Origin of the sequence: Novosphingobium capsulatum NBRC 12533, from assembly GCF_001598375.1 — a bacterium.
Classification (GTDB): Bacteria; Pseudomonadota; Alphaproteobacteria; order Sphingomonadales; family Sphingomonadaceae; genus Novosphingobium; species Novosphingobium capsulatum.
This window is the reverse complement of the sequence record NZ_BCYV01000011.1, coordinates 58,229-77,778: the sequence shown is the minus strand read 5'-3', so window position 1 is coordinate 77,778 and position 19,550 is coordinate 58,229. Positions and strand designations below refer to the sequence as shown.

Annotated in this window: 29 protein-coding genes; 4 read left to right on the top strand and 25 right to left on the bottom strand. The window is 63.5% G+C overall.

The window, feature by feature from the left end:
- Positions 1 to 6: 6 nt before the first annotated feature.
- From rpsN to rpsL, 19 genes are all read right to left on the bottom strand, one after another.
- Positions 7 to 312 carry a 30S ribosomal protein S14 gene (gene rpsN, locus SCA01S_RS10575; protein ID WP_022675050.1) on the bottom strand — a complete coding sequence of 102 codons (306 nt, stop codon included), beginning with the start codon at positions 310 to 312 and terminating at the stop codon, positions 7 to 9.
- 28 nt (positions 313 to 340) lie between these two features.
- A complete protein-coding gene (gene rplE / locus SCA01S_RS10570; RefSeq protein WP_022675051.1) occupies positions 341 to 922 on the bottom strand; it encodes a 50S ribosomal protein L5 in 582 nt (193 codons plus the stop codon).
- Complete coding sequence (gene rplX / locus SCA01S_RS10565) at positions 915 to 1,232, bottom strand: 50S ribosomal protein L24 (RefSeq protein ID WP_062785380.1); 318 nt, start codon at positions 1,230 to 1,232, stop codon at positions 915 to 917. Before rplX ends, rplE begins: the two co-directional genes overlap by 8 nt.
- On the bottom strand, positions 1,232 to 1,600 hold the full coding sequence (rplN, locus tag SCA01S_RS10560) for a 50S ribosomal protein L14 (protein ID WP_022675053.1): 369 nt from the start codon (positions 1,598 to 1,600) through the stop codon (positions 1,232 to 1,234). Before rplN ends, rplX begins: the two co-directional genes overlap by 1 nt.
- A gap of 88 nt (positions 1,601 to 1,688) precedes the next feature.
- Complete coding sequence (rpsQ, locus tag SCA01S_RS10555; protein WP_022675054.1) at positions 1,689 to 1,958, bottom strand: 30S ribosomal protein S17; 270 nt, start codon at positions 1,956 to 1,958, stop codon at positions 1,689 to 1,691.
- Between the two features lie 11 nt (positions 1,959 to 1,969).
- On the bottom strand, positions 1,970 to 2,176 hold the full coding sequence (rpmC, locus tag SCA01S_RS10550) for a 50S ribosomal protein L29 (protein WP_022675055.1): 207 nt from the start codon (positions 2,174 to 2,176) through the stop codon (positions 1,970 to 1,972).
- Between the two features lie 9 nt (positions 2,177 to 2,185).
- Positions 2,186 to 2,620, bottom strand: a complete 435-nt coding sequence (gene rplP, locus SCA01S_RS10545; RefSeq protein WP_022675056.1) for a 50S ribosomal protein L16 — start codon at positions 2,618 to 2,620, stop codon at positions 2,186 to 2,188.
- 22 nt (positions 2,621 to 2,642) lie between these two features.
- Positions 2,643 to 3,338, bottom strand: a complete 696-nt coding sequence (rpsC, locus tag SCA01S_RS10540; RefSeq protein WP_022675057.1) for a 30S ribosomal protein S3 — start codon at positions 3,336 to 3,338, stop codon at positions 2,643 to 2,645.
- Between the two features lie 3 nt (positions 3,339 to 3,341).
- Complete coding sequence (gene rplV, locus SCA01S_RS10535) at positions 3,342 to 3,719, bottom strand: 50S ribosomal protein L22 (RefSeq protein ID WP_022675058.1); 378 nt, start codon at positions 3,717 to 3,719, stop codon at positions 3,342 to 3,344.
- Positions 3,719 to 3,997 (bottom strand): 30S ribosomal protein S19, encoded by a 279-nt coding sequence (gene rpsS / locus SCA01S_RS10530; RefSeq protein ID WP_022675059.1) that lies wholly within the window; start codon positions 3,995 to 3,997, stop codon positions 3,719 to 3,721. The genes rplV and rpsS overlap by 1 nt, the downstream gene beginning before the upstream one ends.
- 6 nt (positions 3,998 to 4,003) lie before the next feature.
- A complete protein-coding gene (gene rplB, locus SCA01S_RS10525; protein ID WP_022675060.1) occupies positions 4,004 to 4,840 on the bottom strand; it encodes a 50S ribosomal protein L2 in 837 nt (278 codons plus the stop codon).
- Between the two features lie 16 nt (positions 4,841 to 4,856).
- Positions 4,857 to 5,162, bottom strand: a complete 306-nt coding sequence (locus SCA01S_RS10520) for a 50S ribosomal protein L23 (protein ID WP_022675061.1) — start codon at positions 5,160 to 5,162, stop codon at positions 4,857 to 4,859.
- Positions 5,155 to 5,778 (bottom strand): 50S ribosomal protein L4, encoded by a 624-nt coding sequence (gene rplD / locus SCA01S_RS10515; protein ID WP_062785378.1) that lies wholly within the window; start codon positions 5,776 to 5,778, stop codon positions 5,155 to 5,157. Before rplD ends, SCA01S_RS10520 begins: the two co-directional genes overlap by 8 nt.
- 3 nt (positions 5,779 to 5,781) lie before the next feature.
- Positions 5,782 to 6,507 (bottom strand): 50S ribosomal protein L3, encoded by a 726-nt coding sequence (gene rplC / locus SCA01S_RS10510; protein ID WP_022675063.1) that lies wholly within the window; start codon positions 6,505 to 6,507, stop codon positions 5,782 to 5,784.
- 329 nt (positions 6,508 to 6,836) lie between these two features.
- A complete protein-coding gene (gene rpsJ / locus SCA01S_RS10505) occupies positions 6,837 to 7,148 on the bottom strand; it encodes a 30S ribosomal protein S10 (protein ID WP_011444906.1) in 312 nt (103 codons plus the stop codon).
- Positions 7,149 to 7,294: 146 nt separating this feature from the next.
- Positions 7,295 to 8,485 carry an elongation factor Tu gene (gene tuf, locus SCA01S_RS10500; RefSeq protein WP_022675064.1) on the bottom strand — a complete coding sequence of 397 codons (1,191 nt, stop codon included), beginning with the start codon at positions 8,483 to 8,485 and terminating at the stop codon, positions 7,295 to 7,297.
- A gap of 89 nt (positions 8,486 to 8,574) precedes the next feature.
- Entirely contained in the window at positions 8,575 to 10,647 is a 2,073-nt protein-coding gene (gene fusA / locus SCA01S_RS10495) for an elongation factor G (protein ID WP_028657518.1), read from the bottom strand.
- A 104-nt stretch (positions 10,648 to 10,751) separates the two neighbouring features.
- Complete coding sequence (gene rpsG, locus SCA01S_RS10490; protein ID WP_022675066.1) at positions 10,752 to 11,222, bottom strand: 30S ribosomal protein S7; 471 nt, start codon at positions 11,220 to 11,222, stop codon at positions 10,752 to 10,754.
- Positions 11,223 to 11,327: 105 nt separating this feature from the next.
- Complete coding sequence (gene rpsL / locus SCA01S_RS10485; protein ID WP_022675067.1) at positions 11,328 to 11,699, bottom strand: 30S ribosomal protein S12; 372 nt, start codon at positions 11,697 to 11,699, stop codon at positions 11,328 to 11,330.
- Between the two features lie 519 nt (positions 11,700 to 12,218).
- On the opposite strand from rpsL, the gene SCA01S_RS10480 reads away from it, so the two are divergent.
- Positions 12,219 to 12,902, top strand: a complete 684-nt coding sequence (locus SCA01S_RS10480) for an energy transducer TonB (RefSeq protein WP_062785376.1) — start codon at positions 12,219 to 12,221, stop codon at positions 12,900 to 12,902.
- Positions 12,903 to 12,980: 78 nt separating this feature from the next.
- Here the strand turns inward: SCA01S_RS10480 and SCA01S_RS21770 are convergent, their stop codons facing one another.
- The 4 genes from SCA01S_RS21770 to SCA01S_RS22950 form a co-directional block, all read right to left on the bottom strand.
- The gene (locus tag SCA01S_RS21770) at positions 12,981 to 13,463 is read right to left on the bottom strand and encodes a MarR family winged helix-turn-helix transcriptional regulator (RefSeq protein WP_245652515.1); all 483 of its coding nucleotides are present in this window, start codon (positions 13,461 to 13,463) and stop codon (positions 12,981 to 12,983) included.
- Between the two features lie 91 nt (positions 13,464 to 13,554).
- Positions 13,555 to 14,001 (bottom strand): hypothetical protein, encoded by a 447-nt coding sequence (locus SCA01S_RS10470; protein ID WP_022675070.1) that lies wholly within the window; start codon positions 13,999 to 14,001, stop codon positions 13,555 to 13,557.
- Positions 14,002 to 14,039: 38 nt separating this feature from the next.
- A complete protein-coding gene (locus tag SCA01S_RS10465; protein WP_231627512.1) occupies positions 14,040 to 14,438 on the bottom strand; it encodes a hypothetical protein in 399 nt (132 codons plus the stop codon).
- A 66-nt stretch (positions 14,439 to 14,504) separates the two neighbouring features.
- Positions 14,505 to 15,053, bottom strand: coding sequence for a helix-turn-helix transcriptional regulator (locus tag SCA01S_RS22950; protein WP_022675072.1), 549 nt, complete (start codon positions 15,051 to 15,053; stop codon positions 14,505 to 14,507).
- 238 nt (positions 15,054 to 15,291) lie between these two features.
- Here SCA01S_RS22950 and SCA01S_RS10455 point away from each other — a divergent pair, with 238 nt between their 5' ends.
- Both SCA01S_RS10455 and SCA01S_RS10450 read left to right on the top strand, forming a co-directional pair.
- Positions 15,292 to 16,953, top strand: a complete 1,662-nt coding sequence (locus tag SCA01S_RS10455; protein WP_157088939.1) for a sensor histidine kinase — start codon at positions 15,292 to 15,294, stop codon at positions 16,951 to 16,953.
- Between the two features lie 13 nt (positions 16,954 to 16,966).
- A complete protein-coding gene (locus tag SCA01S_RS10450; RefSeq protein WP_022674799.1) occupies positions 16,967 to 17,593 on the top strand; it encodes a response regulator in 627 nt (208 codons plus the stop codon).
- 114 nt (positions 17,594 to 17,707) lie between these two features.
- Here the strand turns inward: SCA01S_RS10450 and SCA01S_RS10445 are convergent, their stop codons facing one another.
- Together SCA01S_RS10445 and SCA01S_RS10440 are read right to left on the bottom strand one after the other, a co-directional pair.
- Entirely contained in the window at positions 17,708 to 18,553 is an 846-nt protein-coding gene (locus SCA01S_RS10445; RefSeq protein ID WP_062785372.1) for a class III extradiol dioxygenase family protein, read from the bottom strand.
- Entirely contained in the window at positions 18,550 to 19,050 is a 501-nt protein-coding gene (locus SCA01S_RS10440; RefSeq protein ID WP_231627513.1) for a protocatechuate 4,5-dioxygenase subunit alpha, read from the bottom strand. The genes SCA01S_RS10445 and SCA01S_RS10440 overlap by 4 nt, the downstream gene beginning before the upstream one ends.
- Positions 19,051 to 19,163: 113 nt before the next feature.
- Here SCA01S_RS10440 and SCA01S_RS10435 point away from each other — a divergent pair, with 113 nt between their 5' ends.
- Positions 19,164 to 19,538, top strand: coding sequence for a hypothetical protein (locus SCA01S_RS10435; RefSeq protein WP_062785370.1), 375 nt, complete (start codon positions 19,164 to 19,166; stop codon positions 19,536 to 19,538).
- Positions 19,539 to 19,550 lie beyond the last annotated feature (12 nt).

Below are 19,550 nucleotides of genomic sequence, written 5' to 3'. Positions count from 1 at the left end.
GGCTCCTTACCAGCTCGACTTCGTCACGCCGGGGATGAGCCCCTTGTTGGCGAGATCGCGCAGTTCGATGCGGCAGAGACCGAACTTGCGGTAGTAGCCACGCGGGCGGCCGGTGGTGTTGCAACGGTTGCGGACACGCGTGGGATTCGCGTTACGCGGCAGCTCGGCCATCTTCAGACGGGCAATGAGGCGCTCGGTTTCTTCGAGCGATTCATCGTCGGCCTGGGCCTTGAGCGCGGCGTACTTGGCCGCAAACTTTTCAACGAGCTTCTTACGACGCTCGTTCTTGTTGATCGAACTCAGTTTCGCCATGGACTTAAGCTCTTTCCTATGACTGGCTTCAGGCGGCCTGCGCCTGTTCGGCGGCTTCCTGCGGGAACGGGAAACCGAACAGGCGAAGCAGTTCACGTGCCTCGTCGTCGGTCTTGGCGGTGGTGGTCACGATGATGTCGAGACCGCGCACCTTGTCGATCTGATCGTAGCTGATCTCAGGGAAAATGATCTGTTCCTTGAGACCCATCGCATAGTTGCCACGGCCGTCGAACGACTTCGGGTTCAGGCCCCGGAAGTCGCGGATGCGGGGCATTGCGATGGTGATCAGGCGGTCAAGGAATTCGTACATGCGTTCACGGCGCAGGGTAACCTTGCAACCGATCGGCATGCCTTCGCGCAGCTTGAACTGCGCGATCGACTTCTTGGCCTTGGTGATCACGGGCTTCTGGCCAGCGATCAGTTCCATTTCGGCTGCAGCGGTCTGGACCTTCTTCTTGTCCTGGCTCGCTTCGCCAACGCCCATGTTCAGCGTGATCTTGTCGATCCGCGGAATTTCCATGTCGTTCTTGTAGCCGAACTTCGCCTTCATCGCGGCTGCGATTTCAGCGTCGTACTTGCCCTTGAGGCGCGGAGTGTACTTGTCAGCCATCGATGGCCTCCCCGGACTTGACGGCCACGCGAACCTTCTTGCCATCGCGGGTTTCGAAGCGGACGCGGGTGGGCTTGCCATCCTTGTCGGCCACGGCAACCTTCGAGATGTGCATCGGCGCTTCAAAGCGATCGATGCCACCCTGCGGGTTCTGCTGGCTGGGCTTGCGGTGACGGGCAGCGACGTTCACGCCGGCCACGATGACCTTGTCTTCCTTGGGAAGAACCTGGAGGACGGTGCCGGCACGGCCCTTGTCCTTGCCCGTGCGAACGACGACGTTATCGCCCTTCTTGATCTTGGCGGCAGCCATTACAGCACCTCCGGAGCAAGAGAGATGATCTTCATGAAGCCCTTGCCGCGCAGTTCGCGCACCACGGGGCCGAAGATACGGGTGCCGATGGGCTCTTCGTTCTTGCCGACGAGCACAGCAGCGTTGCCGTCGAAGCGAATCACGCTGCCATCGGGACGACGAACGTCCTTCTTGGTGCGCACGATAACCGCGCGATGGACGTCGCCCTTCTTGACACGGGCGCGGGGCTGCGCCTCCTTCACCGACACCACGATGATGTCGCCGACGCTTGCGGTACGACGCTTAGACCCGCCCAGCACCTTGATGCACTGGACGCGCTTCGCGCCGCTGTTGTCCGCGACGTCGAGATTGGATTGCATCTGGATCATTGATCCGGTTCCTTCTCACTGGCTTGCCGGAACCAGTCCGGCAGTTCCAAAAACGTGACGCTCCCTAAGACCGAGAACGGACGTTTTGTCAAACGTCCGCTTCGATCGCGGCGGTCTTCCCAGCCAGAACCCGGTCGATAACCTTCCAGGTCTTGAGCTTGGAGTACGGCGAGGTCTCTTCGATCCGCACCGTCTCGCCGGTCTTGAAGGCATTCGCCTCATCGTGGGCGTGATACTTCTTCGAGCGGCGGATGATCTTCCCGTACAGCGGGTGCTTCACCTTGCGCTCGACCTTCACGACCACGGTCTTGTCGGTCTTGTCGGAAACCACGGTCCCGATCAGGATACGCTTGGGCATCGTGTGTCTCCTTAAGCCTTGGCAGTGCGAGCACGCTCGCCCTGCAAGGTCTTGATCCGCGCGATGTCGCGGCGCACTTCCTTGATGCGCGCCGGACGCTCCAGCTGGCTGGTCGCCGCCTGGAAGCGCAGGTTGAACTGTTCGCGCTTCAGCTCGGCGAGGTCAGCAGTAAGCTGGTCGTCGCTCTTGACGCGGAGGTCTTCGAACTTAGCCATCATTCCTACTCCTTACTCGCCACCAAGGTGCGAGGTATCGCCGAGGCGAGCCACAACCTTGGTCTTGATCGGCAGCTTCATCGCAGCGCGGCTGAAAGCTTCGGCGGCCAGGGGGCCGGCGACGCCGTCGAGCTCGAACAGGATCTTGCCGGGCTTCACGCGGGCAGCCCAGTATTCCACCGAACCCTTGCCCTTACCCTGACGGACTTCTGCCGGCTTCTTGGTCACCGGAAGGTCAGGGAAGATGCGGATCCAGAGACGGCCCTGGCGCTTGATGTGGCGGGTGATCGCGCGGCGAGCCGCTTCGATCTGACGAGCGGTGACCCGCTCCGGTTCCATGGCCTTGAGGCCATAGGAGCCGAAGTTGAGGTCGGTGCCGCCCTTGGCGTTGCCGTGGAGACGGCCCTTGAACGCCTTGCGGAACTTGGTCTTCTTGGGTTGCAGCATGGTGCTAGCCTATCCTCAAGCCTCAGCGCGCCGGACGGACGCCAGAGGTCTGTGCCTCAAGCATCAGGCGGTCCTGCGCCAGCGGGTCATGACCCAGGATCTCGCCCTTGAAGATCCAGGTCTTGATGCCGATCACGCCGTAGGCGGTGTGGGCTTCGGCTTCGGCGTAGTCGATGTGCGCGCGCAGGGTGTGCAGCGGAACGCGACCTTCACGGTACCATTCGACGCGGGCGATTTCCGCCCCGCCGAGACGGCCACCGCAGGTGATCTTGATGCCTTCGGCACCAAGACGCAGCGCGGACTGAACAGCGCGCTTCATCGCACGGCGGAACGCCACGCGACGGACGAGCTGGTCGGCAATGCCCTGGGCAACGAGCTTGGCATCGATTTCCGGCTTGCGGATTTCAACGATGTTCAGCTTCACGTCGCTGTTGGTCAGCTTGGCAAGCTTGGCGCGGAGCTTTTCAATGTCCGCACCCTTCTTGCCGATGATCACACCCGGACGGGCCGCGTAGATCGAGATGCGGCACAGCTTGGCCGGACGCTCGATCACCACCTTCGAGATCGCTGCCTGCGGCAGGCTCTCGACGATGAACTTGCGGATCTGAAGGTCTTCCTTCAGCAGCTGCTGGTAGTTGCGCCCTTCGGCGTACCAGCGGCTGTCCCAGGTGCGGTTGATCTGCAGACGCAGACCGATGGGGTTCGACTTGTGACCCATGGCTCAGGCCTCCTCGACTTCACGGACGACGATCCGAAGGCGCGAGAACGGCTTCAGGATGCGGGTCGACTTGCCACGACCACGGGTGTGGAAGCGCTTCATCGTGATCGACTTGCCAACCGAGGCTTCCGCCACGACGAGCGCGTCGACGTCCAGGTTGTGGTTGTTTTCCGCGTTGGCGATCGCCGAAGCGAGCACCTTGCGGGCGTCAACCGCCATGGCCTTCTTCGAGAAGGACAGGACATTGAGGGCGTCTTCAGCCTTCATGCCGCGGATCAGGGCAGCAACCAGGTTGAGCTTCTGGGCCGAACCACGAATGTTCGTGTTGACGGCCAGAGCTTCCTTGTCACCGACCCGGCGGGGAGCAGCAGACTTGCTCATCAGCGCTTACCCTTCTTGTCAGCGGCGTGGCCGGGGAAGTTGCGCGTCGGCGCAAATTCACCAAGCTTGTGGCCGACCATCTCTTCGCTCACGGAGACGGGGATGAACTTCTGCCCGTTGTAGACGTTGAACGTCAGACCAACGAACTGCGGGATGATGGTCGAACGACGCGACCAGGTCTTGATGGGGCCAGCGCGGCTGCCAGCATCCTGGGCCACTTCGGCCTTCTTCAGGAGGTGCAGGTCGACGAAGGGGCCCTTCCAGACGGAACGTGCCATGGGGTCTTACCTCTTCTTCTTCGCGTGGCGCGAACGAATGATGAACTTGTCCGTCTTCTTGTTGTGACGGGTGCGGGCGCCCTTGGTCGGCTTGCCCCACGGAGTGACCGGATGACGGCCACCCGAGGTGCGGCCTTCACCACCACCGTGCGGGTGGTCGACCGGGTTCTTTGCCACACCGCGCGTCAACGGACGACGGCCAAGCCAGCGGTTACGACCGGCCTTGGCAAGATTCTGGTTCGAGTTGTCGGGGTTCGACACGGCGCCGACGGTGCCCATGCAGTCGCCACGCAGGTAGCGCTGCTCGCCCGAATTCAGGCGAACGATCACCATGCCGCGGTCACGACCGACGAGCTGGACGTAGGTACCGGCCGAACGGGCGATCTGACCGCCCTTGCCCGGCTTCATTTCCACGTTGTGGATGATGGTACCAACCGGCATCTGCGACAGGAGCATCGCATTGCCAGGCTTCACGTCGGTCTTCTCACCGGCAACCACCACGTCGCCAACAGCCAGGCGCTGCGGCGCCAGGATGTAGGCCTGCTCACCGTCTTCGTACGTGACGAGGGCGATGAACGCGGTGCGGTTGGGATCGTATTCGAGACGCTCGACAGTGGCCGGCATGTCCCACTTACGACGCTTGAAGTCGATGAAGCGGTACTTCTGCTTGTGGCCGCCCGCGATACCGCGGCTGGTCACGTGGCCCTTGTTGTTGCGGCCGCCGGTCTTGCTCTTGCCTTCGGTCAAAGCCTTGACAGGCTTGCCCTTCCACAGAGCCGACTTGTCGACGAGGACCAGGCCGCGGCGTGCGGGGCTGGTCGGGTTATAGCTCTTGAGTGCCATGGTCTATGCCTTCGCCTCAGATACCGCTGGTGACGTCGATCGACTGGCCCGCGGCCAGGGTCACGACGGCCTTCTTGACGTCGGTGCGCTTGTAGGGCTTGCCCTTCCAGCGCTTGGTCTTCCCCTTCTGGGTCAGCGTGTTCACCTTGGTGACCGTGACATTGAAGAGGGCTTCCACCGCCGCCTTGATCTCCGGCTTGGTCGCCTTTTCGGCAACCTTGAAGACCACGGCATTGTTTTCGCTCAGCAGCGTCGCCTTTTCGGTGATGTGGGGAGCCACGATCACGTCATAGTGACGCGTGTCGATTGCGTCCTTAGCCATTGAAACGCGCCTCCAGCTTCTCGACCGCGGCGCGCGTCAGCACCAGCGTATCATGCTTCAGGATGTCGTAGACGTTGGCGCCGATGGCGGGGAGCACGTTGACGCCGACGATGTTGCGGGCCGCGCGGGCAAAGCCCTCGTTGACCTGCTCACCATCCACGACGAGCACCTTCTTGCCGAAGCCGGCCTTGGCCAGCGTACCGGCCAGCGCCTTGGTCTTGGCGTCGGTCAGTTCCAGGCTGTCGATCACGACCAGGCCGTTCTGGGCCTTGGACGAGAGCGCCATCTTGAGACCGAGAGCGCGCACCTTCTTGTTCAGCGAAACGCTGAAGTCACGAACGCGCGGACCATGGGCCTTGCCACCGCCGATGAAGATCGGGGCCTTGCGGTCGCCGTGACGAGCGGTACCACCACCCTTCTGACGGCCGAACTTCTTGCCGGTGCGGGCAACGTCCGAACGCTCGCGAGCGCCACGGGCCGTGCCACGACGGTTTTCCAGCTGCCAGGTCACAACGCGGTGCAGGATGTCGGCGCGCGGTTCGAGACCGAACACGTCATCTGCGAGTTCCACGTCGCCGGCGGTCGAACCGTCCAGATTGAGGACTTGAACCTTCACGACTTAGCCCTCCTGGCCATCGGCGGCTTCGGGAGCGGCCTGTTCGTTGGTGTTGGCGGCCTTGAGACCGGCGGGATAGGGCGCCTGCGCATGGCGATCGACCTTGACCGCGTCACGAACGAGCAGCCAGCCGTTCTTCGCGCCAGGGACCGAGCCCTTGACGAAGATCAGGCCGCGCGCATCGTCGGTGCGAACGATTTCGAGGTTCTGCTGGGTGCGCTGACGGTCGCCCATGTGGCCGGCCATCTTCTTGTTCTTGAAGACGCGACCCGGATCCTGGCGGTTACCGGTCGAACCGTGGGCACGGTGCGAGATCGACACGCCGTGCGTGGCGCGCATACCGCCGAAGCCCCAACGCTTCATGGCGCCGGCAAAGCCCTTGCCCTGGGTGTGGCCGGTGATGTCCACGTACTGGCCAGCAACGAAGTGCGAAGCGGCGATGCTGGCACCGACATCGAGCAGCGCGTCATCAGCGACGCGGAACTCGGCGACCTGCATCTTCAGCGGCACTTCTGCCTTGGCGAAGTGCTCGCGCTGCGGCTTGGCAACGTTCTTCTGCTTGGCTTCGCCAGCACCCAGCTGAAGCGCGACGTAACCGTCACGTTCGGCAGTGCGGACCGAAACCACCTGGCAATCTTCAAGCGAAAGGACGGTGACCGGCACGTGCCGACCATCTTCCTGGAACAGGCGGGTCATACCCACCTTCTTCGCGATCACGCCGGTGCGCATGATCTCATACTCCTCACAGAGGCCTTCGAGGGCCCATCCCCCAAAGGCGTGTTCAGCCCGTATAAGAAGCATGCCCCGTCCGGGCTGAGTGCCCCTGCCTGAACAGGAGCGAACGGGGGACGCTTTCCCGACCCTTGGCGCCGCACCCGAAGGCAGCGGCAGGAGGCCGGAGGTATCCCTTTTGTCGCGGCAGAACGAATTTTCCGCCAAGCCAGCCTCAGGGCCGGAAGAGATGATGGATCACAAGTGACCCAAAACTGGAAACCGATGAGGCTCGGTCAAGCCGCCCTGCCCGCCACACATGTGGGGGCGGGGCCAGGGCGCTGGCATCAGGCCAGCTTGATCTCGACGTTCACGCCGGCAGCGAGGTCCAGCTTCATCAGCGCGTCGACAGTGGCAGCGTTGGGCTGCACGATGTCAAGCAGGCGCTTGTAGGTGCGGACTTCAAACTGTTCGCGCGACTTCTTGTCGATGTGCGGACCGCGGTTGACGCAGAACTTCTCGATGCGGGTCGGCAGCGGAATGGGACCACGAATCAGGGCGCCGGTGCGGCGGGCGGTGTCCGCGATTTCACCAGTGGCCTGGTCCAGTACGCGATGATCGAAGGCCTTAAGGCGAATGCGGATGTTCTGGGCTTCCATGTCCGTTTACCGATGCGAAAGAGCGAAAACAAAAACCAGCCGCCCTACCCTCTGATCCCCTCCCGATGGATGGGGAGAAAGCGGGGCGACTGATCAAAAAGACCGTCCGGCGGGAGAGCGAATCTCCCGCCGGTCCGGCGCCTATATTACTTCGTGATCTTGCTGACAACCCCCGAACCGACGGTCCGGCCGCCTTCGCGAATGGCGAAGCGAAGACCTTCGTCCATGGCGATCGGCGCGATCAGCTTGACCGACAGGGTGAGGTTGTCGCCCGGCATCACCATTTCGGTGCCTTCGGGGAGAACCACTTCACCGGTGACGTCGGTGGTGCGGAAGTAGAACTGCGGGCGGTAGTTGGCGAAGAACGGCGTGTGACGGCCACCTTCGTCCTTCGACAGCACGTAGACTTCGGCGGCGAATTCGGTGTGCGGCGTCACCGAACCGGGCTTGGCGAGAACCTGGCCACGCTCGACTTCTTCACGCTTGATGCCACGGATCAGGGCGCCAACGTTGTCGCCAGCTTCACCCTGGTCGAGCAGCTTGCGGAACATTTCCACGCCGGTGACGGTGGTCTTCTGGGTGTCCTTGAGGCCGATGATTTCGACTTCTTCACCCACCTTGACGATGCCGGTTTCGATACGGCCGGTCACCACGGTGCCGCGACCCGAGATCGAGAACACGTCTTCGACGGGCATCAGGAAGGGCTTGTCGGTCGGACGCGGCGGCTGCGGGATGTAGCTGTCGACAGCGGCCATCAGCTCGGTGATCGAGTTCTTGCCGATGTTGTCGTCGCGACCTTCGAGAGCGGCCAGAGCCGAACCCTTGACGATCGGAATATCGTCGCCCGGGAAGTCGTACGACGAGAGCAGTTCACGAACTTCCAGTTCGACGAGTTCGAGGATTTCCTCGTCGTCAACCTGGTCGACCTTGTTCATGTACACGACCAGAGCCGGCACGCCGACCTGGCGGGCGAGCAGGATGTGCTCGCGGGTCTGCGGCATCGGGCCGTCAGCAGCGTTCACGACCAGGATCGCGCCGTCCATCTGGGCGGCACCGGTGATCATGTTCTTCACATAGTCAGCGTGACCCGGGCAGTCGACGTGCGCGTAGTGACGGTTGGCAGTTTCATACTCGACGTGTGCGGTCGAGATGGTGATGCCGCGTTCGCGCTCTTCAGGAGCCTTGTCGATGTTCGCGTAGTCCGTGAACGTCGCGCCGCCGGTTTCGGCGAGGACCTTGGTGATCGCTGCGGTCAGCGTGGTCTTGCCATGGTCAACGTGACCGATGGTGCCGATGTTGCAGTGCGGCTTGTTCCGCTCAAACTTAGCCTTGGCCATTGTTCAAACCTTCTATTCGCTTGTCTGTGAATTCTGCGGGGTACGGCACCCGACGGAATCAGGCGCCGCCCCTAGCCTGATCAGAGTGATCAGGCAAGCTTCTCCTTGACCTCAGCCGCGACATTCGCCGGAACTTCGTCATAGTGAGAGAACTGCATGGTGTACTGCGCGCGACCCTGCGTGAAAGAACGCAGCTGGTTCACGTAGCCGAACATGTTCGCGAGCGGCACCATGGCGTCGACGACCTGGGCATTGCCCCGGCTGTCGGTACCCTGGATCTGGCCACGACGCGAGTTCAAGTCGCCGATCACGTCACCCATGAATTCCTCAGGGGTCACGACCTCGACGCTCATGATCGGCTCGAGCAGCTTGATGCCCGACTTCTGAGCCGCTTCACGCATGGCACCGCGACCGGCGATTTCGAAGGCCAGGGCCGACGAGTCGACGTCGTGGTAAGCACCGTCGTAGAGCAGGATTTCGAAGTCGATGATCGGGAAGCCAACCAGCGAACCGGTGGCTGCCGTTTCGCGCATGCCCTTTTCAATCGCGGGGATATATTCCTTGGGAATATTACCGCCCTTGATTTCATCCTTGAAGATGATGCCCGAGCCGCGTTCGCCCGGCGTGATCTTGACCTTCACGCGGCCGAACTGACCGGTACCACCCGACTGCTTCTTGTGCGTGTAGTCGAGGTCCACCGGCTTGGCGAGGTATTCGCGGTAGGCCACCTGGGGCGCGCCCACGTTGGCTTCCACCTTGAATTCGCGACGCATGCGATCGACGATGATGTCGAGGTGCAGTTCGCCCATGCCCTTGATGATCGTCTGGCCCGATTCGTGATCGGTCGAGACGCGGAACGAGGGATCTTCGGCAGACAGGCGATTGAGCGCGATGCCCATCTTTTCCTGGTCGGCCTTGGTCTTGGGCTCCACCGACAGTTCGATAACCGGCTCGGGGAATTCCATGCGTTCGAGCACGATCGGCGCGCGTTCGGCGCAGAGCGTGTCGCCCGTGGTGGTTTCCTTCATGCCGGCCAGCGCGATGATGTCGCCAGCGAAGGCTTCGTCCACGTCCTTGCGGTCGTTGGCATGCATTTCGAGCATGCGGCCGACCTTTTCCTTCTTCTGCTTCACCGAGTTCAGGTAGGTGCCCTTGGTGAGCGTACCCGAATAGATGCGGATGAAGGTGAGCGAGCCGACGAACGGATCGTTCATGACCTTGAACGCCAGAGCCGAGAACGGCGCGTCGTCCTTGGGCGGACGGCTGTCCTTCTCGTCGCTGTCGACCTTTACGCCCTGGACGTCTTCGATGTCGAGCGGCGAAGGCAGGTAGTCGACCACGGCGTCGAGCAGGGGCTGCACGCCCTTGTTCTTGAACGCCGAGCCGCAGCACACCGGCACGAACGAGTGGTTCAGCGTGCCCTTGCGGATCAGCTTCTTGAGCGTTTCGGCGTCGGGCTCGTTGCCTTCGAGATAGGCTTCCATCGCCTCGTCGTCCTGTTCGACGGCGAGTTCGATCAGTTCCGAACGGTAGATCGCGGCTTCGTCAGCCAGGTCAGCCGGGATTTCTTCGTAGAAGAATTCGGCGCCGAGCGATTCGTCCTTCCAGATGATCGCGCGGTTATTGACCAGGTCGACCAGGCCCTTCAGATCGGCTTCGAGACCGATCGGAATGTAGAGCACGGCAGGCTTGGCACCGAGGCGGTCGATGATCGACTGCACGCAGTACTTGAAGTTGGCGCCGGTGCGGTCGAGCTTGTTGATGAAGCACATGCGCGGCACGCCGTACTTGTCAGCCTGGCGCCACACGGTTTCCGACTGCGGCTCAACGCCGGCAACGCCGTCGAAGCACGCAACCGCACCGTCGAGCACGCGCAGCGAACGTTCGACTTCGATGGTGAAGTCGACGTGGCCGGGGGTGTCGATGATGTTGATGCGGTGGTCGTTCCAGAAGCAGGTCGTCGCGGCCGACGTGATCGTGATGCCGCGTTCCTGTTCCTGTTCCATCCAGTCCATCGTCGCAGCGCCGTCGTGCACTTCGCCGATCTTGTAGGACTTGCCGGTGTAGTAAAGGATGCGCTCGGTCGTCGTCGTCTTGCCGGCGTCGATGTGCGCCATGATACCGATGTTGCGGTAACGCTCGAGCGGATGGCTGCGGGCCATGGTGTGTTCCTTGGGTTCGGGAAGGGCCGGATTGCTCCAGCCCACCCCATATGGTTACTGCTGTGACCGTTTGAAGACGGCCACGTGACCAGTTTTTCGGAAGCTTACCAGCGGTAGTGGCTGAACGCGCGGTTGGCGTCGGCCATGCGGTGGGTGTCTTCGCGCTTCTTCACGGCGTTGCCACGGTTGTTGGCGGCATCCAGCAGTTCAGCCGACAGGCGGGCCGACATGGTGGTTTCCGAACGGTTGCGGGCGGCCGTGATCAGCCAGCGAATCGCCAGGGCCTGGGCGCGCTCGGGGCGCACTTCCACGGGAACCTGGTAGGTGGCACCACCAACGCGGCGCGAACGCACTTCGATGTGCGGCTTCACGTTGTTCAGCGCATCGTGGAACAGCTGAACCGGGTCAGCCTTGGCACGGGTCTGCATGGTGTCGAGAGCGCCATAGACGATGCTTTCGGCAACCGACTTCTTACCATCGAGCATGAGGTTGTTCATGAACTTCGACAGAACCTGATCACCGAACTTCGGATCGGGCAGGATGACCCGCTTTTCCGGACGACGACGACGTGACATGTTGAATTCCTTCTGATCGGGCCAGCTTCAAGGCCAGCCGCTCATTCCGGCAAGGCAGCCTGGCGGAGCATCACCTGCCCCCACCAGCCGCGCTTGCGGCCACCATTACTTCGGACGCTTGGCGCCGTACTTCGAACGGCTCTGCTTGCGGTCCTTGACGCCCTGCGTGTCGAGCACGCCGCGCAGCACGTGGTAGCGCACGCCGGGAAGGTCGCGCACACGGCCGCCGCGGATCAGCACCACGGAGTGTTCCTGCAGGTTGTGGCCTTCGCCGGGAATGTACGAAATGACTTCGCGGCTGTTGGTCAGACGGATCTTGGCGACCTTGCGGAGAGCCGAGTTCGGCTTCTTCGGGGTGGTCGTGTAGACGCGGGTGCAAACGCCGCGCTTCTGCGGGTTCTGCTCCATCGCAGGGACCTTGCTCTTGGCCTTCTGCGGGACGCGACCCTTGCGGATCAGCTGGTTGATCGTAGGCATGAAGTACTCTTCACCTTGGTTATGGCAACGCCGGAACAGGTGAAGGAAAGACGCCTCATGCAATAGGTCGGCACTGCGCAGCACGAGGCCGCAGCGCATGACGCATCGAATGAGCCGAAAACACTCCACCCAGGCCAACGGCACCGGGTTACTTTGACGGCTGGCATCCCGGCAGGCGCCCTTGCCGATTCGGCAAGATCCAACCCAAAGGGAAAAGGGCCACCCATGGCGGATTACCGCCACTTGCAGCCCCATGCGCACCGGCAATGTTCAGCTCTTTAACTGGCCGGCAGCACGCAAATGCATACCGGAACGAGTGCGCCCCTACGCCAAAGGGCCGATCCGGTCAAGGCAGGCGCCACGGTGCAATTACTACCAGCGCGGTTGAGATTTCACTTTGTCGCGTCCTGACATGTGATACCATCACCATTGCAATGCCCGCCCCACGCGCTTGGAGCGCGCAGGCGTTGCCCGGCAGGCACAATCAGGCCGCCGGTACATGGCTGAGAGGAGAAACGCATGGCTTACGTCGATCAGACTGCCCGTCGTCCTTCGCTGCGCATCGGCCTTGCGGTCGGCCTGCTCCATCTGGGGGTGGGCGCCGCACTCCTCACCATGTTCGCGGGCGGCGCGATTACGGCGGTGATCCACCACACCTTACAGGGGAACAACTGGACCTATGTGCCACCCCCGCCGCCGAAACCAGCCCCAACGCCCGAGCGCAAGCCACCGCCAACCGCGCCCACGCATATCGACACCACGCCGCCGGTCATCGACAAGCTGGCCCCGGCCAATCCGCTGCCCCAAACTGGCCCGAGTACGCTGCCGCAGATCGACGACGGACCCGTGGTGATCCGGCCAACCGAGCCGTTCTTCCCGCCGCCGCCCGAACCGCAGCCCCAGGCCACCCCACAGCGCGCCACACCCAAGGGCAATCCCGGCGACTGGGTTACGCGCAACGATTATCCTGGCCAGGCGGTGCGCGAGGGCTGGACCGGCGTAACCCGGTTTCGGCTAACGATCGGCCGCGACGGGCGCGTCGCCGATTGCGCGATCACCGCCAGCAGCGGGCACGATCTGCTGGACGCTACGGCCTGCGCACGCATCGCCAGCCGTGCGCGGTTCGCCGTCGCTACCGATGCTAGTGGTGCGGCCACCACGGGCATCTACCTCGGCTCGATCCGCTGGGAGCTGGATGAATAGGGCCTAGCCCTTAGGCAGCAAAGCCCGGCTGCAAGCAGCCGGGCTTTGCTACACGCCTGCCAGACATCAGCCTGGCCTTCAGTCAGCAGTCATTTCAAAGGAAAAGGCCGGCGCCGGGCGTGGCTGTTCAGTTGCGAGCGTGGACTGCGCGACTGCACCCATCGCTGCCTGCCAGTTGAGCATGAGATCGGTCATCGCCGCCAGGCCGCGCGCGGTCAGGCACACGAACGTGCGCCGGCCATCGCGACCATCGTCCTCGCGCTCCACCAGGCCGCGCGCTTCCAGGATGCGCAGCCAGCGCAGCGCCGTGGTGGGCGGAACGTTGGCGCCGATACAGGCGCTAGTCGTGGGCACGCGGCGCGCCTCTGCCGCGGCGATGAACAGGTCGAGCAGGATATCCCAGGTTGGCTCGCCAAACAGGTCTGCCGCCAGGAACCGTTCGCGCCGCCGCCGCGCGGCATAGACTTCGCGAGCCATCGCCAGCGCTGGCACCGGGATGGCCGGGCGCGGCACACCGGCAGTGGGTGCTGCTGCCATGATCTGCTCGTTTCGAAAGGTCATGCCCTGCACTCCATCACTTCGGCGCGCGGCGGCTCGCATCGATCGCACCGTCATGCCGCCCTCCCCGCTGGAGTCAGCATGGCTGCAGCGATCAGGTCAGCCGCCAGCCATGATAGTCGCCCAGCCGGCGCGCGCGGTGCATGTGCGCGGCCGTGCCAAAGATCAGCAACAGCAGTTGCAACGAGAAGGGAACCTGCGTCATCACCCAGTACGCCTTGCGCACCATGGCCAGTTCCCACAACTTGGCGGCGTGGCCGAGCACGACCAGCGCCTGCGCCGCGCTGACGGCCAATGGCCAGGCGCGGTTGGCGCGCAAGGCCACCCACAGCAGGACGATGAACGCCCAAAGATCGATCACCAGGTGACCGGGATTGACCGCAAACCATGCGGGATCTCCGAAGATTGCGTGGTTGGCAACGTCGAGCGCGAATGTCGCGAGCAGGATCGCCGCCACCGACTGTTCAGGTTCGCCGCCCTTGCGGGCGGCGAACAGAACGGCGCAGGCCAGGAGAATGCGAGGTAGCCAGAGCGAGAGCATCGGCCGTCACATCCTCCATACCCATGCCGGAGACAAGGTCAGGCTGCGTGCGCCAGGGGCGCCATCACCCCACCGGACGCATCGGCCGGATCGACCAGCGTCGCGGTCTTGGGGCATTCGTCATTGCCGCCCATGGTTTCGGCCGCAATGGCACTGAGCCGGCCGTGCACGCGCGCCAATTCGCCACCCGCATCGACCATCGCCTGCTGGCTCTTGAGCAGGCGCATCAGCGCATCCTGCCCGAGGAACGGCGGCAGCCCCGCCTCACGCCGCGCAGACACCATCGAAGAAAGCAGGTTGGCCTGGCGGATCAACGCCTCGTCCAGCGCCGCTTCCGCCTCGTGCAGATCGCGGGTTACGCGCAGTTGCGCCACCGCCGGCGTCATCGCGCCAGCCACTGCGGCCCGAACCGTATTGTTGTGCTTGGTATTGGTCATCGTCATCTGCCTCCACACGACACCACCGGTGCCGTCCCCATGTTGATGCGGAGGAGATCCGACAGGTTAACGATCCACGATCCTGGACAACTGCGAGAACATCGTCAGCCCACCCAGGACGGTGAGGATCAGGACCATCGCGATAAGGGCCATTGCCCCCAGTCGCATCAGCGTCCCGTAAGGTCCGTCGAACATCTCCGGAAGGACACGATGATACCCTTGGTCCATGGTGGCGGACGCTTGCGTGGTGGGATGATCCCCATCATCGCCACCTTCGTCTACCGGGGCTTCGGGCTCGTCTTGTCCTTCGCTGTCCTTGTGCGTCGGAATGATGACCTTGGCGACATCCTGCGAACCATATACGGGTTTTACGGATACCCTGGCAGACCCGGTTTCTTCCAGCAAAAGCCTATATGCCTGAGCCACTTCGCTACGCGAGGTGACGCCCAGCTTGCCCCGTGCCAGCAGAATGCGCTGATCGACCGTATAGGGCGAGATACCCAGTATCCGGGATATCTCCTTCGAGGTCTTGTGCTGGATCAGAAGGTTCAGCACCTCACGCTGCTTGGCCGTCAACGCATCAAGCGGCGAGGAAGAGGAAGGCGATCCGGTCATGACTTGCCTCCCATCCTATCCGCAGCGCCAAGTGCATGCCAGCCCGCATCCCACAGGATGCGAATCAGCGCCGCGTCAGGTCGGTGCCCCGTATCGGTATTCATGAACCGGCAAGCATGGTCGATGGCATAGCCCCCTGTAACAATGGTTAACGTAAAAGCCCACCCGCCGGGAGCGCAATCCGATTGCATATCCGCACAGGGCGCCACATATCTTTTCCCATAGGGAGGCCGCAGGCTTGGAGATCCGTCACATGTATGCGCGGCGCAGCGGCAAGGTATTGGCGTTGTGCCGGCTGACGATGGCCGCGATGTTCATGGCGGGTATCGTGTTCTCTCCCGATGTGGCGCTGCGCAATCCCGGCATCACCCGGATACTGGCTGGTGGCTATGTCTTCTGGGTCATCGTCCTCGCCTGCGCGGCCTGGACGGATTGGTGGTATGATTGCCGCCTGGCCCCGGCCGCGCAGGTGATCGATTTCGTGGCATTTGCCGGCGCGATCTATTTTACCGAGCGCCCGCAAGGCGTGCTGACCGGGCCGTTTCTGGTGTTCGGCACGTTTCTGCTGCTGGTTGCCCTCGTGCGCTGGGGCACGATCGGCGTGGCGACGACCGGCATGGGCCTGTTCTTTGCCGCGATCGTGCCGGCCGGGATGCTGACGCTTGGCGGGGCCGCCCCCGATCCGCTGCGCTTCGTGCGTGGGCTGATCTGCATGGTCGTGGTGTCGATGCTGATGCTGTGGCTGGCCAGCCGCCAGCGCGGGCGGCGCGTGGTGACTCTGCCCGAACCAGCCGGCCCGCCCGGCGCGCGCCGCAACCGCGTGTTGGCCAGCGCCTTGCGCCAGGCCTGCCTCACCATGGGGGCACGCGGCGCGGCTCTTGCGGTGGCCTGGGGTGACGAGCCCTGGATCGATCTGCTGATCGAAGACGATGGCCGCGTCACGAGCGAGCGCCAGGGCCCGAGCGCCCTGTCCACGGCCCTGGCCATGCCTGCCCCGCCCACCCTGTTCGATCGCCAGCGCGCGCGCCGCATCGGCCTGCCGGCGGAGCACCAGTTGGTGATCGAGCGCAGCACTGCCGCCATTCCGCTGGCCGAGATCTGCGGCGTCAACGAAGGCATTCTTGCCACGTTCAGTTCTGTTTCCAGCCAGGGGCAACTGCTGGTCTGGGGCATTCCCGCCATGGCGGTGGACGACCTGCCGTGGATGAGCGCCCTGGTTCGCGAGATCGGCCTGGCGCTCGACCGCGAGGAAATGGCCACCCTGGCCAAGAGCTCGGCCGTGGCCGAAGTGCGCAATGCCCTGGCGCGCGACCTTCACGACAGCGTCGTACAGTTCCTGGCCGGCACGATGTTCCGGCTCGAGGCGCTGCGTCGCCGCCTGCGCGACGGCAAGGACCCTGAGGACGAAATCGTGGCGATGAAGGAAGCGCTGCGCCGCGAGCAGGCGCAGTTGCGCGTAATGATCGACCGGCTGCGCCGCGGCGAGGACGGTGATCGCGCTGCCGACGTGACCGAGGAATTGCGCAGCCTGGTCGAGGAAATGTCGGCCCACTGGCGCGTCCATATCCGCTTTGACGGACAGACCGGCCCGCTGCCGGTGCCGATCCATCTTGCCTATGAATTGCGACAAATGGTGCGCGAGGCTGTTGCCAATGCCGCCCGACATGGCCAGTGCAGCGAAGTGATGATTTCGCTCCACCACGACGGGTCCACCCTGACCGTTACGATTGCAGACGACGGGGTTGGCTTTCCAGGGGCGGGCCAGTTGTGCCAGCCGCGCTCGATCACCGAGCGCGTGGCGGCACTGGGTGGCCGTGTGCGCATCGCCGAACATTCCAACAACCATCTGCGCCCGGGCGCCCGCCTCGATATCGAAGTGCCCACCCGCATCAATGCATGACAGGCCTGAAGGCATGACCACGATCCTTGTTGCTGACGACCACGGCTTTATCCGCGCTGGCGTTGCCGCCGTGCTGCGCGATAGCCGCTTCAAAGTGGTCGCCGCCACGGCCAGCGGCGAGGAAACGCTGGACGCGATCGCCACCCACGATCCCGAAATCGTCGTGCTGGATATCAACATGCCCGGCATGAACGGGGTCCAGGTGCTCGAAACGCTGCGGGCCCGGGGCGATCGGCGGCGGGTCGTGCTGCTGACTGCCGAGCTGACCGATCGCAATCTGCTGGCGGTGATGCGCGCGGGCGTCGAGGGCATCGTCTCCAAGGATGGCGCCGGCGATGAACTGATCGATGTGCTGGCCAAGGTGGAGGAAGGCGAACGGGCCATTTCGGCAGACCTTCTGCAGCGCGCGCTTGACCTGTCGCTTCATCCCGAGGGCACCGGGCCGCTCGATCGCCTGAACCCACGCGAGCGGCGCATCGCCCGCCTGGTGGCGCGCGGCATGCGCAATCGCGATATCGGCGCGGAACTGAATATCGGCGAAGGCACCGTGAAGGTTTACCTTCACGCCATGTACCAGAAGCTGGGCATCGACAACCGCACCGAGCTGGCCCTGATGGCCGTCAACGACATGGCAGACTAAGACCGTAGACCACCGCGAGGGCTGCCAAAGAGAACCGGCGCGCCCTCCCCCCCAGGAAGACGCGCCGGCCTATCGGCCCGTATGCCACGGGCACGGGCCAAACCTGCCAAGCTGTCAGGTCGGGGTCAACACCAGCGTTGCTGCGGCCGTATTGCTGATCGGGATGTGATAATTCCGCGTCACTTCGGCATGCGGCCCCTGGCCCAGCGCGCCACGCGCGGCGATCCAGTTGACGATCTCCACCCCTTGCGTGCCGGCGATCGCGGCAACCTCTTCCGTCGAATGGCGCAACAGCGCCTCGGGATCGTTGGCCAGGTGATCGAGGCAGAAGCGGTCATAGTCGGCATTGATGAACCCGGCGCGCGCGCCATCCAGCTGATGCGACAAGCCGCCCGATCCGATCACCACCACGCGTGTGTCATCCTGCCAGGATTGGAACGCGCGGTGCACGGCACGGCCCAGATCATAGCAGCGCTGCGGCGAAGGTAGCGGGTATTGCACGGTGTTGATCGCAATCGGCACGATCTTCACCGGCCAGGCCGCCACGTCGGGATAGGCGAGCTCGAACGGGATCGACAGGGCGTGGTCGACCTTCATCTTCTGGCACATCGTGATGTCGAACCCGCTGCCGACCAGTTCCTCGATAATGTGCCAGGAAAGCCCGGGATCGCCTTGGAAAGTCTTGTAAACCGGCAGGCCCCAGCCTTCATCCTCGTTGGGATAGGCCGCCGCTGCGCCCACCGCGAACGTGGGCATGGCATCGAGGAAGAAGTTGAGCCCATGATCGTTGTAGAACACAATGGCCACGTCCGGGCGCGCCTGCGCCAGCCACGTGCGCACCGGTGGATAGCCATCGAAGAACGGCTTCCAATAGGGCTCTGCCTGGGCGCCGCGCGCAATCGCGCCGCCGATGCCGGGAACGTGGCTGCTGAAATAGCCACCGATGATCTGCGCGCTCATGCCGCCACTCCCACGTCGTTGCTGGCCGGGGCGCAGCCCGCGGCCTCGCCCTGGTCGAGCAGGTATTGCTTGAATTCGGCCACGCTCATGCCGGTTTGCAAGGCACCGAGATCTTGCACGTTGAGGCCGAAGATACCCGCCAGCTTGGCCAGGTAATAGACATTGCCACCTGCCTCGATCATCGCCAGCACATCGCGCCGCGCCACCGCATCGCGCTGTTCGGGCGTAAGGTTATAGCGCCGGCAGTAGGCGTCTTCGTCGGCCAGGAATGCGGCGCGATTGGCCGTGTCGTTGAATGAAAAGCACATGGCATTGAGTTCGAAACCGCGGCTGGCGAGTTCACCATCGAACAGCAGCGTGCCGGCGATCCCGCGCCGCAGTGCCATACTTTCAGGATTGGTCATCGCTGCATCCTCCATGCCCATCCGCCCTGGTCCGGTGACGGATCGGGCCACCTGTGCAAGATAGCCCAGCCGCGCGCCGCCTCCTTGACGCATGTCAAAAGCGGCAAAAGCGAGGGATAAGTGGTGCAGGAGCCATCGATAGGGATGGTTACGCAAGGGGCTGACCGGGCTTTTCAAGCCTTGCCAAACCCCGTCTAGGCAGGGTCATGGCCCTGACCAATGCCGAACGGCAACGCCGCTATCGCCAGAAACTCAAAGCCCGCGCATCGGGAGAGGCGGCAGGCGATCTGGTGCGCGCGATGGTGGACCGCGCGGTTGCCGTCCTGTGGCGCGTGCGCGCCGCCGCCGCCACCGAAGACGCCTTGATCGTTCCGGCGGGGTCGCCAGCAGATCTGCCCACCACCCCGCCCTCGCTGGACGCATTCCGCGCCACGCTAGCGCGGCATCCCGCCAGCCTGCTCGCACTGTGCCGCACCACGCTGCAACGCAGCCAGGCGCTTGGCCTGGAAGAGCGCGCCTTGCTCTGCAGCCTGCTGGAGATCGAGGCCGCATTAAGGCTGTCCCGCCCCCGCCAGCCCTAGTTATTTGGGCCA